The 17,602-nt window shown below is 40.0% G+C and carries 20 protein-coding genes and 3 riboswitches; of the genes, 1 reads left to right on the forward strand and 19 read right to left on the reverse strand.

All coding sequences use genetic code 11. The annotated features are described in order from the left end of the window. Nucleotides 1–26: 26 nt before the first annotated feature. A riboswitch (TPP riboswitch) is annotated at nt 27–124 on the forward strand. 83 nt (nt 125–207) lie between these two features. Beyond that, entirely contained in the window at nt 208–999 is a 792-nt protein-coding gene (gene thiD / locus QZ114_RS01670) for a bifunctional hydroxymethylpyrimidine kinase/phosphomethylpyrimidine kinase (protein ID WP_295499003.1), read from the forward strand. Between the two features lie 159 nt (nt 1,000–1,158). Here thiD and thiE (QZ114_RS01675) read toward each other — a convergent pair whose 3' ends face one another. From thiE (QZ114_RS01675) to QZ114_RS01765, 19 genes are all read right to left on the reverse strand, one after another. Next, nucleotides 1,159–1,791, reverse strand: coding sequence for a thiamine phosphate synthase (gene thiE / locus QZ114_RS01675; protein ID WP_295499005.1), 633 nt, complete (start codon nt 1,789–1,791; stop codon nt 1,159–1,161). Then, on the reverse strand, nt 1,784–2,587 hold the full coding sequence (locus QZ114_RS01680; RefSeq protein ID WP_295499008.1) for a hydroxyethylthiazole kinase: 804 nt from the start codon (nt 2,585–2,587) through the stop codon (nt 1,784–1,786). Before QZ114_RS01680 ends, thiE (QZ114_RS01675) begins: the two co-directional genes overlap by 8 nt. After that, the gene (gene thiW / locus QZ114_RS01685; protein WP_295499011.1) at nt 2,587–3,111 is read right to left on the reverse strand and encodes an energy coupling factor transporter S component ThiW; all 525 of its coding nucleotides are present in this window, start codon (nt 3,109–3,111) and stop codon (nt 2,587–2,589) included. Before thiW ends, QZ114_RS01680 begins: the two co-directional genes overlap by 1 nt. 6 nt (nt 3,112–3,117) lie before the next feature. After that, nucleotides 3,118–3,807 (reverse strand): thiaminase II, encoded by a 690-nt coding sequence (gene tenA / locus QZ114_RS01690; RefSeq protein WP_295499015.1) that lies wholly within the window; start codon nt 3,805–3,807, stop codon nt 3,118–3,120. A 10-nt stretch (nt 3,808–3,817) separates the two neighbouring features. Further along, the gene (locus QZ114_RS01695) at nt 3,818–4,468 is read right to left on the reverse strand and encodes an energy-coupling factor transporter transmembrane component T (RefSeq protein ID WP_295499018.1); all 651 of its coding nucleotides are present in this window, start codon (nt 4,466–4,468) and stop codon (nt 3,818–3,820) included. Nucleotide 4,469: 1 nt separating this feature from the next. Next, nucleotides 4,470–5,855 (reverse strand): ATP-binding cassette domain-containing protein, encoded by a 1,386-nt coding sequence (locus QZ114_RS01700; RefSeq protein ID WP_295499021.1) that lies wholly within the window; start codon nt 5,853–5,855, stop codon nt 4,470–4,472. Next, the gene (locus QZ114_RS01705; RefSeq protein WP_295499024.1) at nt 5,856–6,416 is read right to left on the reverse strand and encodes an ECF transporter S component; all 561 of its coding nucleotides are present in this window, start codon (nt 6,414–6,416) and stop codon (nt 5,856–5,858) included. Between the two features lie 144 nt (nt 6,417–6,560). Further along, nucleotides 6,561–6,649, reverse strand: a riboswitch (TPP riboswitch). A gap of 195 nt (nt 6,650–6,844) precedes the next feature. Next, nucleotides 6,845–7,477, reverse strand: coding sequence for a thiamine phosphate synthase (gene thiE, locus QZ114_RS01710; protein WP_295499027.1), 633 nt, complete (start codon nt 7,475–7,477; stop codon nt 6,845–6,847). Nucleotide 7,478: 1 nt separating this feature from the next. Continuing rightward, the gene (thiM, locus tag QZ114_RS01715; RefSeq protein ID WP_295499030.1) at nt 7,479–8,261 is read right to left on the reverse strand and encodes a hydroxyethylthiazole kinase; all 783 of its coding nucleotides are present in this window, start codon (nt 8,259–8,261) and stop codon (nt 7,479–7,481) included. A 117-nt stretch (nt 8,262–8,378) separates the two neighbouring features. Beyond that, nucleotides 8,379–9,059 (reverse strand): TenA family protein, encoded by a 681-nt coding sequence (locus QZ114_RS01720; protein ID WP_295499033.1) that lies wholly within the window; start codon nt 9,057–9,059, stop codon nt 8,379–8,381. 139 nt (nt 9,060–9,198) lie between these two features. Continuing rightward, nucleotides 9,199–9,909: a hypothetical protein gene (locus QZ114_RS01725; RefSeq protein ID WP_295499036.1), complete on the reverse strand. Its 711-nt coding sequence runs from the start codon at nt 9,907–9,909 to the stop codon at nt 9,199–9,201. 107 nt (nt 9,910–10,016) lie between these two features. Then, nucleotides 10,017–10,105, reverse strand: a riboswitch (TPP riboswitch). Nucleotides 10,106–10,252: 147 nt separating this feature from the next. After that, nucleotides 10,253–11,389: an L-lactate oxidase gene (gene lctO, locus QZ114_RS01730; RefSeq protein ID WP_261036939.1), complete on the reverse strand. Its 1,137-nt coding sequence runs from the start codon at nt 11,387–11,389 to the stop codon at nt 10,253–10,255. Nucleotides 11,390–11,754: 365 nt separating this feature from the next. After that, nucleotides 11,755–12,387, reverse strand: coding sequence for an orotate phosphoribosyltransferase (pyrE, locus tag QZ114_RS01735; protein WP_295499040.1), 633 nt, complete (start codon nt 12,385–12,387; stop codon nt 11,755–11,757). A 21-nt stretch (nt 12,388–12,408) separates the two neighbouring features. Then, entirely contained in the window at nt 12,409–13,119 is a 711-nt protein-coding gene (pyrF, locus tag QZ114_RS01740) for an orotidine-5'-phosphate decarboxylase (protein WP_295499042.1), read from the reverse strand. A 227-nt stretch (nt 13,120–13,346) separates the two neighbouring features. Continuing rightward, complete coding sequence (locus QZ114_RS01745) at nt 13,347–14,654, reverse strand: cell division protein FtsQ/DivIB (RefSeq protein ID WP_295499045.1); 1,308 nt, start codon at nt 14,652–14,654, stop codon at nt 13,347–13,349. A 9-nt stretch (nt 14,655–14,663) separates the two neighbouring features. Continuing rightward, nucleotides 14,664–15,722 (reverse strand): UDP-N-acetylglucosamine--N-acetylmuramyl-(pentapeptide) pyrophosphoryl-undecaprenol N-acetylglucosamine transferase, encoded by a 1,059-nt coding sequence (locus QZ114_RS01750; protein WP_295499048.1) that lies wholly within the window; start codon nt 15,720–15,722, stop codon nt 14,664–14,666. 1 nt (nt 15,723) lies between these two features. Continuing rightward, a complete protein-coding gene (gene murD / locus QZ114_RS01755; protein WP_295499051.1) occupies nt 15,724–17,076 on the reverse strand; it encodes a UDP-N-acetylmuramoyl-L-alanine--D-glutamate ligase in 1,353 nt (450 codons plus the stop codon). Nucleotides 17,077–17,186: 110 nt separating this feature from the next. Further along, nucleotides 17,187–17,357, reverse strand: a complete 171-nt coding sequence (locus tag QZ114_RS01760; RefSeq protein WP_295499054.1) for a hypothetical protein — start codon at nt 17,355–17,357, stop codon at nt 17,187–17,189. 20 nt (nt 17,358–17,377) lie between these two features. Beyond that, the coding region (locus tag QZ114_RS01765) for an AAA family ATPase (RefSeq protein WP_259408499.1) at nt 17,378–17,602 on the reverse strand (225 nt) is incomplete at its 5' end.

Consider the following 17,602-nt stretch of genomic DNA (forward strand, 5'->3'; position numbering starts at 1 on the left):
AATATGCTATACTAAAGAAAAAAGAAAACAACCACTAGGGGTGCGTAAAGCTGAGATTAACAACTGTTAGACCCTTTGACTCAATCTAGGTAATGCTAGCTGATGGAAGTGGAAATGATAATGTGGACTAGCAGTCTTCTATTACCTTTCTAAAACAGACCAGCTTGTTCTTAAGAATACAAACTTCAGTTGGTTGGGAGGTTTTAGATGACTTATTTACCCGTTGCTTTGACCATTGCAGGGACTGACCCTAGTGGTGGTGCTGGCATTATGGCTGATTTAAAGTCATTCCAAGCTAGAGATGTCTATGGAATGGCAGTTGTGACCAGTCTTGTCGCTCAAAATACCCGAGGCGTTCAATTGATCGAGCACGTTTCTCCTCAAATGTTGAAAGCCCAATTGGACAGTGTCTTTTCGGATATCAAGCCTCAGGCTGTAAAAACTGGGATGTTGGCAACTACCGAAATTATGGAAATCATCCAGCCCTATCTTAAAAACCTGGATTGTCCCTATGTCCTTGACCCTGTTATGGTCGCTACGAGTGGTGACACCCTGATTGATACCATTGCCAGAACCTACCTAAAAACAAACCTGCTTCCCCTTGCAACCATTATCACACCCAACCTTCCTGAGGCAGAAGAGATTGTTGGTTTTTCAATCCATGATTCCGAAGACATGCAACGTGCCGGTCGCCTGATTTTAAAAGAATTTGGTCCTCAGTCTGTTGTCATCAAAGGTGGTCATCTCGAAGGCGGTGCCAAAGACTTCCTCTTTACCAAGGATGAGGAATTTGTCTGGGAAAGCCCAAGAATTCAAACCTGTCACACCCATGGTACTGGATGTACCTTTGCTGCAGTGATTACGGCTGAACTAGCCAAGGGCAGAAGTCTTTACCAGGCAGTCGATAAGGCCAAGGCCTTTATTACAAAAGCCATCCAAGACGCCCCTCAACTCGGTCATGGTTCTGGTCCAGTCAACCATACAAGCTTTAAAGATTAAAAAAACTCTCTAGTTCCCACTTTAAGGGAATTAGAGAGTTTTTATACTTTTTAAAAATCTCTTCAAACTAGGTCAGCTTTATCTGCAACCTCAAAGCTGTACTTTGAGCAAGCTGCGACTAGCTTCCTAGTTTGCTCTTTGATTTTCATTGAGTATTAATTAGGAAATAATGTCATCTAGCTTTGTTAAAAAGGCTTGCGTTTTTTCCTCTATATCTTCTGCTTGCATCAGATCGCGTACGACTGCTACTCCAGCTATTCCAGTGCCGATAAGTTGGTCAATATTCTCTGATGTCAATCCTCCAATAGCAACTACTGGAATGGCTACCCTTTGGCAAATTGTCTTCAAGGTTGAAATCAGGGTGATAGGCGCATTTTCCTTGGTGGTTGTTGGGAAAATAGCTCCTGTCCCCAAGTAATCTGCACCCCCTTCTTCTGCCTCGAGGGCTCTTTTTACCGTTTTAGCTGTGACACCAAGTATTTTTTCAGGGCCCAAGACTTGTCGGGCAACCGAAACTGGTAGTTCATCATCTCCTATATGCAGACCAGTAGCATCAACCGCAAGACAGACATCCAAACGATCGTCGATAATCAAGGGTACCTGATAGGCATCTGTTATTTCCTTGACTTGTTTTGCCAGTTGATAATATTGATTGGTTGTGAGATTTTTTTCTCGCAATTGGACTATGGTGACACCTGAACGGCAGGCCGTCTCAACCTTTTTAAGAAAACTTTCCAAAGAATCTTGGTAGCGATTGGTTACCAGATATAGTCTAAGCGCCTCTCTATCCATAAACCTCTCCTTTGATAGCGTCTAGCCAGTTTTCATCTCTTTTGAGGAGTGAAAGCTGATTGAGTACTTGGTAACGAAATTCTTCCAATCCCATCCCTTGAACAACTATTTTCTCAGCAGCGATATTGAGATAAGAGACTGCAAGACAAGATGCTTCAAACCCAGTCTTTCCTTGACTGAGAAAAACGGCTGTTAAAGCTCCGACCAAATCTCCTGTCCCTGTTATCCAGTCTAATTCTGCACAGCCATTCTCCAATACAGCAACCTGATTCTTCGAAACGATGAGATCCTTGGGGCCAGTAACTAAGAATGACATACCAGGATAGGTTTGACACCAGTCTTTCAAGACTTGAAGCACATCCTCAGTTTCTTGATCTTTAGCACTCGCATCGACCCCAACGCCATGGTGCTTTAAGCCAACAAGACTTCTAATTTCTGACATGTTTCCTTTAAGGACCGTAGGGCTATAGTCTAAAAGGTCTCTGACTAAGCTCTTACGAATGGATGAAGCTGTTACGCCAACCGCATCTACTACCATTGGAAGACAAACTTTATCTGCATAAGAAACTGCCATACGGATTGCTTTTTCCTTCTCAGCTGATAAATGCCCTAAATTGATGAAGAGGGCCTGGCTTTGCTTAGTAAAATCAAGAACCTCACGAGGGTCATCTGCCATGACAGGTTTACATCCCAGAGCCAAAATCCCATTTGCCAGCATCTCACAAGAAATTTCATTGGTAATACAGTGAATGAGGGAAGTCGTTTCCAGAGGAAAAGGATTTGTCAATTCCTGCATCAGTCTATCCTTTCACCAAAGAAATATTCCTGCACTTTTTTAAAGAATTCCTGCTTGATTAAAAATCGAAAGGCAATAAAGGAAATTGCTGTACCGATTAAGGTTGCTCCGAAAAATCGAGGTGTGTAGATAAACCAGCTCAGTTTTGCAGCTGATCCTGTGAACAATACCATAACTGGATAAGAGACGATTGATCCGATGATACCTGTACCGATGATTTCCCCTAAAGCAGAATAGTGAAATTTTCGACCGTACTTATAAAAGAGGCCTGCAAGTAGCGCTCCAAAGGTTGCTCCTGTAAGGGCCAAAGGAGGAATTCCTTGAGTCGTCATACGGATAAAGGCTGTCACTGTAGCCATAGCCAAAGCATAAACAGGTCCCATCATGATTCCTGCTAAAATATTGACTACACTAGACATTGGCGCCATACCTTCGATTCGGAAGATAGGTGTCAAGACCACATCAAGGGCAATCATCATTGATAAAATGGTTAATTTATGAATTTGTAATTGGTTGGTTCTCATTTTCTGTTATTCTCCTTTTTCTAAAGACTGTAAGTCGCTTTTCCATGTTTGATGCTGGTAGGCCATTTCCCAAAACTGTGCTTCCATATGAACACTGATGTGGAAGGCTTCGAGCATTTTTTTCTTGTCTAACTCATCACTTTCTCTATAAAGTTGATTGACTAGCTCAGACTCTTCTTTTATTTGCTGTTCGAGTTCATCCGTAATATAGGTTTCAATCCATTTCTGATAAAGCGGATCTGGTGATGGATTAAGATTGAGTTCCTTGCCTATATCATGGTACAACCATGGGCACGGAAGTAAGCTCGCAAAAGCAATGGCTAGATTTGCTTCTTCAAATTGCCGATAAATATGCGAAACATAATGATAACAGGTTGGAGCAATTGGTTGCCGCTCCATTTCCTCATCATTAATTTTCAATTCCTTGAAAAACTGTTGGCGGATAAATAATTCCCCTTCTACTAAACTCTGAGCATTTTGTTTCAAAAGTCTCTTCATCTCTGAGTTTGAAGTTTTTTCAGCCAAGATATCATAGGCTTTTGAAAAAGCATTTAAGTAGTAGGCATCCTGTATCAAGTAGTAACGGAAAATAGACGGGTCTAAATTTCCCTTTTGTAACTGCAAAACAAAGGGGTGCCTAAAGGAAGCCTGCCAGGACTCCCTCGATATTTCCATCGCAATATCTGTAAATTCCATAATAACTCCTTTATAAAAATAAACTGGTTTGAAGAATTAAAAATATAAGTAGGTAGATTAATTTTGTTTTTTTAGCAATATAAAAAGTCCTATAGCTATTCTTCAACTGTGCATATTCGTCATATCCATGCGCCGACAGAGCTCTCAGATAAAGATGACGCCACCTAAAGACTGTCATCAGAACCTTACTGTAAATCAAGGGAGACCAAAAATGCAGTTCTTGACCACGTAACAAACAGGCCTCCTTTAAAGATTTAATTTCCTTCTGAATCAGAGGAAAAGCATTGAAAACCACTAGCAAGGCATAGGCCCAAGAACGTGACAATCCCTTTTGGGATAAATACAATAGTAACTCTTTTAGTGAGATGCTTGAGATAAATACAATTCCTATACAAACTGTCACAAAAGCTCTGGTACCAAGTATAACTGCTTGGGAAACATCACCATGCAAATGAACTGCCCAGTAGTTGGCAAAGGCTGGTAGAATAGCTAATAAAAGCATCCAAACCATCATACGAAACCTACGGTAAAAACTCATATAGACCATGCAAAAGAAGACGACCGATAAATTGAGAGTAACCGATGGAACAAAGGAGGTTTCCAAGGATAAAATCAGCAAGAAGAGACTGATAATCGGTGTCTGGGTTGCTACTTTGACCATACTATCTCACCTCCCCTTGAGTATTGCTACTCTGAGATGTGAGCGGTTTGGTGATAGTCACTTCTTTCACATGACTGAGACCCTGACTAGTCATCTCAATCCAATAATCAACCACAGAGATCAAAGGATCTAAACGATGTGTAATCATCAGAAAACTTCTTCCTTGACTTCTCTCCTCCAGTATCCACTGACAAAAATAGTTGCAAGCTCTATCATCCAAACCTGCAAAAGGTTCATCCAGCAAGATCACAGAAGCCTTGCTGGTCAAGATGGTCAAGAGCTGGAGAATCTTTTGCTGGCCACCACTTAATTGATAGGGACTCTTATCAAGTTCCTTCTCCAGATCAAAATATCGTAAGGCTTGAAGAATACGCTGATTTCTTTCAGAATCAGGTCCGTCTAATTGAAGTTCCTCTCGCAGACTAACTCGGATAAACTGTTTCTCAGCCTCCTGAACAACACCCGTCAGGTCACGGTACAAACTCTTTTTCTTTTTCAGGACTGTCCCCCTCCACGTAATGCGCCCTTTATACTTCTGAAACTGTAGAATGGAGCGAAAAAGGGTTGATTTCCCAACACCATTATCACCTAAGATACAGGAAATCCCTTGGTAGAACGTGAAATCTGCAGTTGAAAAGAGGGGGCGATTATCCAGCTCACAAGTTGTTCTATCCATGTGGAATAGTTCTGGGCTAGAAGCAACTTCCTTTGAAGCAACCTGTGTCGTCTCAGAGGTAGGAATTTGAAACACTTCCCTTAGTTGTCCGTCTCTTAGCTCCACCATATGGTCGATATAGGCTTCATAATCAGATAAATCATGGTCGCACAAAATAACTGTCTTCCCATCAGAGACCAATTCTTTTAAAATCTCCAAGATCTCTATCCTGCTCTTACGGTCAATGGAAGCGAAGGGCTCATCCAAGAGATAGACCCTAGGATTCATAGCAAAGAGAACTGCCAAAGCAGCCTTTTGCTTTTCCCCTCCTGATAAGTGATGGATAGGACGGTGCAAGATTTCCTTGCAACGACATTGCTGGACCACCTCTGCTATTTTAGAATCAATTTCCTGAACGGGATGCCCAATATTTTCCAAGGTAAAAATCAGCTCCTCAAACAAGCTCTCCATGGTAAATTGATGATTGGGGTTTTGAAAGAGAATCCCAACTGTCTGAACCCTTTCCGTAATTGAAAGTTTACTCAGCTCAATCCCATCTATAAGAACCTGACCACTATAGGGTAAGGCACTGAGTTGAGCAATGATTTGAAAAAGAGTTGATTTACCCGAACCACTTTTTCCAACCAATAAAGTAAAGGCTTGGGACTGAAATGTAAAATCAAACGGCTTTGTGAAAGAGGGATAGACAATCCCCTTCAGTTCCACCCCCATCTATGCCTTGCCCCCAGCTGCAAACTGATGATAGAGTTTGACAATGGCACGAACCAAGATGGTACAGAAGAAAAAGACGGAAATAAAACGTACCACAAGCAAGGAAAGGACAAAAGGAAGGGAGAAGGCGTAGTAACCTAACTTAATGTATTCATAGACAAAGCTAACAAGCGTAATCCCAATACTATTAGCAGTTAGAGAGAGCCAACTTTCATAGCGATTTTTGGTTACGATAAAACCAAGTTCACTTCCCAAACCTTGAACCAAGCCAGACAAAAGGGCACCTAGACCGAATTGGCTACCATAAAGGACTTCAGCAAGAGCAGCTAGCACTTCTCCAATCGTTGCACTTCCAACCCTTGGAACAAAGATAGCAGCGATGGGCGCAGCCATACACCAAAGGCCAAACAATATTTCATTGGCAAAAGCTTGTAAACCTAATGGTGTCAATAAAAGAGTCAAAATATTAAATAAATATCCTGAACCCACAAAAACGCCACCAAAAAAGATAGACAAGAAAGCAAGTAAGATAACATCTTTTAAACGCCACTTTTCAAACATAAAAACTCCTTTTAGACAATTGGGCATTTAAGAGAGACTACCATCATACTCTGCATCTAGTCTATCTAGTAAAAATAAAAACTCTAATTACACACAAGAATTAGAGTTTCGCTTACAAAATTAGATGGTTTTTTCTTTCTCAAGAAAAAACTATTCACATTTCCCTTCGACAGTACTAACTGTAGCAGGTTCAATGGGTATCATCTCAGCCTAAAGCACCCCAAATGTCTTTATTATTTAATTATATAATTATTTTAACAGACGATTTATTATAGTTCAAGGAATTGAACTGAAAATAAGCTAGCCCGTTCTATTGTAGTAAAATCGCTAAGTCAACCATACAAAATGACCTATGCACATTTGAAGGATAAAAACTCAGCTTAGCGAGTAAGAGAATCCTATTGACTTAGAATGCAAGGATACAAAAATTAAAATTGATCACTCATTTCTCGAACAGTTTTCTCTACATTTTTAGAGTAGGAAATCGCTGAAATGATTGAAACACCGTCAACATTGGTCTTCATAATGTCTTTAATATGTTGCGTCTGTATCCCACCAATTGCAACTAAGGGCATTTGTGGTAATAGCTTTCTCATGACTTCAAGTCCTTCATAGCCTATAGCGCCACCAGCATCATCTTTTGACTGGGTATCAAATACAGGACCAACACCAACATAATCTACATATTCGACTTTTGATTGTTGAAATTCTGCCTCGTTTTTTATAGAAAGACCAATTATTTTATCTGGCATCAATTTTCTAATTTCATCAACACCAAGATCATCCTGTCCTACATGTACTCCGTCAGCATCTATCTCTAATGCTAACTCAATATCATCATTAACAATAAATGGAACATTGTATTTTCTACAAAGATCCTGTAGTTTAATTGCTAATTCGACTTTTTCTTTACCTTCTAAGGCTACCTTACCTTTTTCACGAAATTGAAATAAGGTTATACCACCTTTTAAGGCTTCCTCGACGACTGTATATAAATCTTTTCCTTGGCAAGTAGTCGTTCCACAAATAAAATATAGTTTTAGTAATTCTTTATGAAACATCTTACTTCACTCTTTTGAATTCATTTACATCTTCATCTGTAATCTCGTATAAGGCATTTATAAATTCCACTTTAAAGGTACCTGGAAGATGTCCATTTGGACGTTTTTCTGCCATTTCTCCAGCGATATTGTAAACCAACATAGCAGTTTCTAAAGATTTCAATTCTTGACCTTTTTCTAGTCCGATAAAGCTTGCTACTACAGCACCTAATAAACATCCTGTCCCAATGACTTTTGGCATCATAGCACTACCATTATGAATCGTTACCACTTCTCCATTTACCGCAATGGCATCCACTTCACCTGTTACTACAATTGGAATATGAAACTTAGCGTTGGCCGCTAGAGCAATTTCGTCAATATTATCCACACCAGCACTATCTACTCCTTTAGATGCCACATTTATTCCCACTAAAGAAGCAATCTCGCCAGCATTTCCTCTAATCGCTGCGAGTTTGTAATTATTTATTAAATCTTCGGATACTTTTTTTCTATAAGATCCTGCTCCACAAGCTACTGGATCTAATACTGCAGGGACATTATATTTTTCAGCAATTTTTAGTGCCTCTTGGTACAGCTTCCAATTATCATCCGTTAAAGTCCCAATGTTAATCAATAATCCTCCAGCATACTTTAATAGATCTTCTAAGTCTGCTGGAAACTCACTCATGGCTGGTGAGGCACCCAGTGCTACTAATCCATTTGCTGTAAAGTTTTTTACAACATCATTGGTGATACAGATTACTAATGGTGCTTTTTCTTTTAATAATTTTAAACTTGTCATGTCATTTATTTCCTTTCTTACTTTATCTTTTGACAGATTTGTCTTCGTTTCCTCTGTACTAACTTACAATAACTAAGCTAGTTCTTTTTTATTTGTTTTTAAACAGTTATCTTGTCTTTATTTATTTCCCTTCAAATCATAGCCAATATCAAAAAAAGATAATTCTAAAGCAACTGCTTGATTCCATCGTTTCTGAAGTTCTGTCAAATCTTCTCGACCTTTCCCGACACGATTGAGTTCGTCAACCAGAAATTGAACCCACTCTGCAAAGAAAGAACCTCTGTGAAGATTAATCCATTCTTGATGAAGATAACTTTCAGGTAGAGGCAAATCTTTAGAACCCCAGTCTAAATAGAGACCTTCTGCAATCACCAACATGACTAAAAGTTGAGCGTAGTCTGATGAAGCCACAGCAGAATACATAAGCTCCTGAAAGGCTTTTGTTACAGGATGCAAGGTCACCTCTAGATAGTCTTTTTCTGACACTTTTAATTCCCTAAAAGCCTTTTGGAAATAACCGTCTTCATCTGCTTCAAGAAAGCCTAGTTGCTTGGCAAAACGGAGCTTGGATTCTAGTTTATCAGCATGAGCTACACAGGCACCAAGCATGGATAGAAAGGCATCAAAGAAATGATAATCTTGGATCAGGTATTCTTTTAAAACCTCATTCTCAATTGTCCCCTCAAAAAGTTCCTTGACAAAACGATGATTGACGGCAGCCTGCCAATCATCTTGACTCCTTTTTAACAATCTTCCAACCGTCAATCCTGGTTGAAATGCATAGTCTTGTGTTTCCATATTTACTTCTCCTCTCTTTACTTGTTAGTAATTAATAAAACACCAAGAGATACCAAGCAAAATCGTAATTCCACTTGATCCTTTTAAAGAACATAGAGGGCATTTGCAGAGAGCTACCTAATACTCTTCGAAAATCTCTTCAAACCACGTCAGCTTCGCCTTGCCGTAGATATATGTTACTGACTTCGTCAGTTCTATCCATAACCTCAAAACAGTGTTTTGAGCTGACTCCGTCAGTTCTATCCACAACCTCAAAACAGTGTTTTGAGCTGACTCCGTCAGTTCTATCCACAACCTCAAAATAGTATTTTGAGCTGACTCCGTCAGTCTTATCTACAACCTCAAAGCAGTGCTTTGAGCTGACTCCGTCAGTTCTATCTGCAACCTCAAAATAGTATTTTGAGCTGACTTCGTCAGTTCTATCCACAACCTCAAAACAGTGTTTTGAGCTGACTTCGTCAGTTCTATCCATAACCTCAAAACAGTGTTTTGAGCTGACTCCGTCAGTTCTATCCACAACCTCAAAACAGTGTTTTGAGCTGACTCCGTCAGTTCTATCCACAACCTCAAAATAGTATTTTGAGCTGACTCCGTCAGTCTTATCTACAACCTCAAAGCAGTGCTTTGAGCTGACTCCGTCAGTTCTATCTGCAACCTCAAAATAGTATTTTGAGCTGACTTCGTCAGTTCTATCCACAACCTCAAAACAGTGTTTTGAGCTGACTTCGTCAGTTCTATCCATAACCTCAAAACAGTGTTTTGAGCTGACTCCGTCAGTCTTATCTACAACCTCAAAGCAGTGCTTTGAGCAACCTGCGGCTAGCTTCCTAGTTTGCTCTTTGATTTTCATTGAGTATAAACAAGTCTATCCAGTTTTATATAAACAAAAAAACTCCAATTACAAACGAAAATTAGAGTTTAGGTTACAAGATTAGACGGTTCATTTCTGTATTTGAAAAAAACCATTTCACATTTCCCTTCGCCAGTCTTAACTGTATCAGGTTCAATGGGTATCATCTCAGCCTAAAGCACCCCAAATGTCTTTATTATTTAATTACTGCACCAGTATAGCAAAAAATGAAAGCCCTAGCAAGATATTTAACCGAAAAATATATTTATATAGATTTTCTAGCGATTTATTTTTCCTATACACAAAGAAAAACCTCCACACTTAGTGGAGGCAATCTGTTTTATCAATACAATTTTAAGTCACGAGAATCAACTGGGAAACTTGGGTTATATGGATTGTGACGTAGTTTAAAGTGTTTAACATCTTCAATGGTCTGAGTTCCAGACAATTGCATGACTGTCTTCAATTCCGCATTCAAGTGTTCAAAGACTTGACGTACACCAACACTACCACCAAGAGCTAGACCATAAATAACTGGGCGTCCAATGGCTACTAAGTCTGCTCCAGAAGCCAGGGCTTTAAAAACATGTTGTCCACGACGAATACCAGAGTCAAAGACGATTGGAACACGTTTATCAACTGCTTCAGCGACTTCTTGAAGCGAGTCAAAAGCAGCTGGTCCACCATCGATTTGACGACCACCGTGGTTGGTTACCCAGATACCAGAAGCTCCCGCAGCAAGCGAACGTTCAACATCCTCACGGCATTGTGGTCCCTTGACATAAACAGGCAGTCCTGAGTACTCAGCGATAAATTCTACGTCGCGTGGAGACAAGCGTTGTTTAGCTGATTTGTAAACAAAATCCATTGATTTACCAGCACCTTCTGGCAGGTATTCTTCAACAATCGGCATGCCAACTGGGAAGACAAAACCATTACGCTTATCTACTTCACGATTGCCCCCTACAGTAGCATCTGCCGTCAAGACAATCGCTTTATACCCTTCAGCCTTCACACGGTCCATGATGTGGCGGTTGATACCGTCATCCTTACTAAAGTAAAATTGGAACCAATGAGGTGTCCCTTGAAGGGCTTCTGTAATTTCTGGAAGATCGACAGTAGAGTAAGAACTGGTTGTATAGAGGGAACCAAACTCGTGAACACCACGCGCAGTCGCCACTTCACCCTGTTCATTTGCTAATTTATGAGCCGCAACAGGTGCCATAATGATTGGTGAAGACAATTTTTCACCTGCAAATTCAATCTCTGTACTTGGATTTTCAACATCGCAGAGCGTATGAGGAACGATGAGTTTGTGGTTAAAGGCACGGATATTCTCCCGTAAAGTGAAAGTATCCTCCGCCCCACTAGCGATATAGCCAAAGGCTGCTTTAGGAATAACTTGTTGCGCCATGGGCTCCAAATCATAGGTATTAATAAAATCTACATGACCTTCTGCATTGCTTGTTTTGTATGACATAAAATGCCCTCCCTAATAAGTAAGCGTTTTCTTTGTATGTTACAAAAATATCTTAACTCTTTTTTCAAAACTTTTCAAATATTTTGTTTGGAAATTTCAGAAAGATTCGAACTATGATAAACAATCCTTATAAGGGCAATAAAAAATAGATATTATCCAAGGTAGCATTTAAATGCTACAATAACTATATTATTTCTAGATAGGAGGTTCTATTTTTGGATTGGTCCATTGTTGAACAATATCTACCACTTTATCAAAAGGCATTTCTTCTGACCTGGTTGTTGAAGGTGGAAAAATTAACTAACTTCCAATAACATTACAAAAAGAAATCAGGTAATCCTAGTGACTACCTGATTTTCTATGTTTTAGGCATTTTGCCAATTTTCTTGGTCTTCTTTAAAGCGTTTTAGGAGATCCAATCCTTCTGGGGTGATATAACCTTCTTCTTGGGCTAAGTGAATGAGCTCACTGTAGTTCGAAAGGGTCACCAGCTTAACACCTGCATCTGAGAAGTTCTTATCTGCTTTTGGTAATTGGTAACTGAAAATCGCTACAACACCAAGCACATCTGCACCTTCACGTTTGGCAGCAGCTACCGCTTCGAGAACAGAACCACCAGTTGAAATCAAATCTTCCACAACAACCATCTTTTGTCCTTGAGCTACACGACCTTCGATTTGGTTTCCAGCACCGTGGTCTTTGGGTTTACTACGGATATAGGCAAATGGTAGGTTCATTTTATCAGCAATAATAGCTCCATGTGGAATCCCTGCTGTCGCAGTTCCTGCAATCATTTCTACCTCAGGAAAGGCTTCTTTGATAGCTTCCACAAAGCCATTTTCAATTAGGGTACGAGTTTCAGGATAGGCTAGTGTCACACGGTTATCCGTATAAATTGGTGATTTAATACCAGATGCCCAAGTGAACGGCTCTTCTGGTTTGAGGTAAACGGCTTGGATTTTCAAGAGGTGGCTAGCGATGTCTTTAGCAAGTGTCATGGTATTCTCCTTTTTTACAATTTAATTATTTGGGTTCCAGTTTCGTGTCCATTCATCCTTGATAGAATGGTAGGCTGCCACTGGATCTGTTGCCTGTGTAATTGGTCGTCCAACTACGATATAGTCACTCCCAATTTGATAGGCATCTGCTGGTGTCATAACTCGTTTTTGATCACCAACAGCAGCTCCCTGTGGACGAATTCCTGGCGTTAAACAGATAAAATCTGAATGGGTTGCCTGCTTGATAAGTTGTACTTCCTGAGCTGAACATACAACCCCATCTAAACCAGCTTCAGCCGTTTTCTTTGCGTAGTGAATGACAGATTCTTGAAGGCTAGTCTGGATATTTTGGAAATCCTGCATCTGAGATTCAGACGTTGAAGTTAGCTGAGTCACGGCAATTAATTTCGCTTGATGCCCAAGTCCCTCGCGCGCCGCCTTCATCATCTCGACTCCACCAGCCGCATGTACATTGGTCATATCAACACCAAGTTTAGATAAGACCTTCATTGCCGACTGAACTGTATTTGGAATGTCATGAAGTTTGAGATCAAGAAAGACGCTATGTCCCAAGTTTTTTAAGTAGGAAACAATCTCAGGACCTGTAGAATAGTATAGCTCCATTCCAACTTTCAAATAAAGGCTCTCTTTTTCTGGGAAAAGAGCCAAAAATTCCTTAACATCTTTAAAACTTGGAAAATCAAGGGCAATGACTGGACGCTGTTCTCGCATACTTTTTCTCCTTTTACCTTTGTAAGCAAGAGAGCATGAAAAAAGGAACCTGCCAACAGCAAGGTTCCACGAAAAATGGGTAGTCTCAACCCTTTCACCGTCTAACCTTAGCTGCCTCTCTGGACTGCTTTAAAGGTTTTTTACTATTCTATTATTTATACAGAAACTTGTCAAGCAAAAACTAGGAATGATCCTTTAAAAAACAAGAGTCAAAAGAAAAGTTATACCTAACGACGCTGTGAACGTTGGGGCGTTTGATTTTGATTGATCTTTTCTTCCAGCTTTTTCTTCTCATCTTCCAATTTATTCTTCTGTTCTTCCAGATTTTTTTTCTCTTCCTCTTTTTGTCTGATTTCAGCTTCAACAGCCTCTTTTTTAACTTTTTCCTCAGCCTCTATGATTAGTTTATCCGCTACGCTATAGCTATAAACTCCAGCTTCCATATCAACTACAGTTGGTTCTTTTATTTTTTTCTTAATCTTACTATAATAAGGCAGCTTCTTGCCTATTTCAGATAAAGGAACCAAGATTTCATCTGAATCCGTCGTTGTCAATCTCACTAAGTCGGAAGTAGTCTTACTTGATACTAATTCTACCTTTTGTATAGCTGACTTTATTTCAGAGCTAATAGTAGAAAGTTCTGAGATAAAAGTATGGATTTTATCACTATCATTAAACATGACAGACATGTAACTTTCAGGCAAAGTGACTAAACTTACCGCAGTACTATCAAGCTTTCCATTAGAAAGGATAGGATAGTGGCTTTCACCAGAAACATAATAGGCCACGATATCAAATTCTTTAACTTTTATTGTAAATTTTGTTGGAAATTGATAAACCATTTGAGCAGACTCAACCCAATCATTCGACTTGATTCGTTCTTCATATTTTGCTTTTTCAAAAATGAGACTCAACATGTATTCCGAATCCTGAATAGCTGCAGCCTGTCTAATATCTTCAGCAGTTGTTTGAACAGTTCCCTCAACATGAATATCCTTTATTGTCGCATAAGGACTAAGCAAGTATACAGAAAGCAAGAGGATAAAGAAACTTGGAACTAAGATAGTTAGAGCTCTCCAAATATGAACTCCTGGTATTTTAGGTTTATTTGGCTTGTCCTTAGAAGGTTTTTTCTCACCCTTTTTCTTTTTTTCTTTCTTTTTATCTAATGGTTTCTCTTCTTTGCTTTCCTTCTCTTCTTTTATATCTTCAGAAACTTCTACATTTTCTTCAGAGTTTTCTTTAACTGATTCTGATTTGTTTATATCTGAGTTTGACTCAGTTATATCTGATTCTGACTCGTTTGGAGTGGATTCATCCTCATGATCCACATTTCCCTCATCCTTATCAGATTCTTCAGGTTTTTCAGGCTTTTTCCCCATGCGAGCTTCTTTTTCTTTTTCCTTCTCTTCAGCTAAGGCAGCCTCTTCTTCAGCCTTCTTTTTTAGATATTCTTGATTTCGCTTCTGCCATTCTGATAATTCTTTAGGCTCTTGAGGAATTTCTTTAACCTTCTTTTTCCTTTTTTTTGACATTTATTTTCCTTATGATACATCTTTTTTCAACAATTGATAAAAATCTGCTAGAGATTTCAATTCCTTTGAAGTTTTCATCTTAGATTGATAGTCTTCTTTGTGGCTTAGTAAGTGAGACAGCTTCTCTTCCAAACTGTCCAAGGTCAAATCGCTTTCTTGAAGCTCTTCTGCATAGCCTTTTTTTACAAAATAAGCTGCATTCTCAATCTGATCCCCACGACTAGCCTCACGACCAAGTGGTACAATAACATGCAATTTTGCCATAGCCAAGAGCTCAAAAATTGTATTGGCACCACCACGTGTTACAACCACATCTGCCATCCCCATCAAAGGTTGGTAAAGATCCGTTACATAATCTACACGAAAGAGGTGTTTACTTAGCTCATTTAGACTAGAATCCCCTGTGAGGTTGATAATATTATAGCGCTCTATTAGTTCCTTTTTATGCTTTGTCACCAACTGGTTAAAGACCCGAGCTCCTGCTGAACCTCCAACAAAAAGTACCGTTGGTAACTTTGGATTAAAGTAGGTTTGGATATCTACCAATTCATCAGGTTCTGCAATTTCTTGACTAGTAACCTTGGTTACTGCTCCTACATGCTCTACCTTAGCAAGACTAGCAGCTTGCTCAAAAGTTGAGTACATTTTTGTCGCAAATTTATAGGCGATTTTATTGGCCAAGCCCATAGATAGATCAGACTCATGAATAAAGACAGGTACTCCTGATACACGCGCAGCGATAACAGGCGGCACAGAGACAAAACCTCCCTTTGAAAAAAGGGCCTGTGGACGAAGTCGCAACATGATAAAGAGCGATTGGACAATTCCCCAAGCCACTTTAAAGACATCTAGCATATTTTGCCAAGAGAAATAGCGACGCAATTTCCCAGTCGCAATGGAATGGAAGGTGATATCTAGATCCGACTTGAGGATTTCTTGGTGTTCGATACCACGCTTGTCCCCGATATAGTGGACTTCCCAACCATCTTCGATAAACTTGGGTATCAATAAAAGATTGAGGGTAACATGTCCAACCGTCCCCCCACCTGTAAAGACAATTTTTTTCATATTATTCCTTTAACTCCAGAACTGTATCAATGAAGAGGTCGCCACGTACTTCAAAGTTAGCATACATATCCCAGCTAGCATTGGCAGGACTGAGGAGCACCACATCACCTTCAGTAGCTAGCTCATAAGCCTTTCGAGTTGCATCTGCAATATCTGAAGCGTCCACATAGCTAACACCTGCCTTGTCTGCTGCCCGTTTGACACGTTCTGCGGACTGACCGAGGATGACCATCTTCTTGAGTCCAGTAATATCTGGAATCAATTCGTCAAACTCATTGCCACGGTCTAAACCACCTGCAATCAAGATAACCTTACTGTTGTCAAAACCTGACAAGGCTTTTTGAGTGGCCAAGATGTTGGTCGACTTGCTATCATTATAGAATTTCACACCCTTGATTTCATCCACAAATTGGAGACGGTGTTTGACACCACCAAAGGATGACAGAGTTTCTTTAATGGTTTGGTTGTCTACACCACGAAGCTTGGCCACAGCAATAGTCGCAAGGGCATTTTCCACATTGTGACTACCTGGAACACCGATTTCATTCGCTGCCATGACTAGTTCCCCACGGAAGTAAAGTTGACCGTCTTCCAGATAGGCTCCATCAACCTTTTCCTGTGTTGAGAATGGTACAACGGTAGCTTGTGTTTTGCTAGCCAATTCTTTTGCCAAGTCTTGGTTAAAGTTCAAGACAAGGAAATCAGCCGCTGTCATCTTGTTCTGGATATTCCACTTGGCTGCTACATATTCCTCAAAAGAACCGTGGTAGTCGATATGAGTTGGCATGAGGTTGGTAATAACCGCAATCTCAGGATGGAATTCTTGAACACCCATGAGTTGGAAAGAAGAAAGTTCCATGACAAGCGTGTCCTCATCTGTCGCAGTTTGGGCCACTTGACTAGCTGGATAGCCGATATTCCCTGATAAGAGACCATGTTGACCAGCAGCAGTCAAAACTTCCCCAATCATGGTCGTTGTAGTTGTTTTACCGTTCGAACCAGTAATACCAACAATCGGTGCTTCAGAAATCAAATAAGCCAATTCCACCTCAGTCAAGACTGGAATTCCCTTAGCCAAAGCCTTTTCAATCATGGGATTGCTGTAGGGAATGCCTGGATTTTTTACCATGAGGGCGAACTCTTCATCCAAGAGTTCCAAAGGATGGCCACCTGTAATGACCTTGATCCCTTCTTCCAGCAAACTTTGGGCAGCTGGATTGTCCTCAAAAGGTTTCCCATCATTTACTGTTACAATTGCACCTAGCTTGTCCAACAAACGTGCCGCAGATTCACCAGACTTGGCCAAACCTAAAACAAGGACTTTCTTATTTTTAAATTGATCTATTACTTTCATGTCTCGAACTCCATTTCTACTCTTACTATTTTACCATTTTTATGGAAATAAAAAAGCCACAAAGTGTGTTTGTGACTCTTTCTTCTAACTGATACTCTTCGAAAATCTCTTCAAACCACGTCAGCTTCGCCTTGCCGTATATATATGTAACTGACTTCGTCAGTTCTATCCACAACCTCAAAACAGTGTTTTGAGCTGACTTCGTCAGTTTCATCTACAACCTCAAAGCAGTGCTTTGAGCAGCCTGCGGCTAGCTTCCTAGTTTGCTTTTTGATTTTCATTGAGTATGAATCTTGCCATATCATCTATGTGATAAATCGGTAACTCGAATAACTTGGTCCACTTGCTCCCAAATCAGAGGATTATGGGTCGCAATAATAATGGTCCGATTCGGATTTTTTAAAGATTCTAGGATAGAAAGTAATTCCTCAGAGTTTTTAGGGTCTAGTGAAGCGGTTGGTTCATCTGCGAGAATCAAAGGAGGATCCTTTAAAATTATCTTCGCTAGTGCAACACGTTGTGCTTC

The organism is uncultured Streptococcus sp., assembly GCF_901875575.1.
GTDB lineage: Bacteria > Bacillota > Bacilli > Lactobacillales > Streptococcaceae > Streptococcus.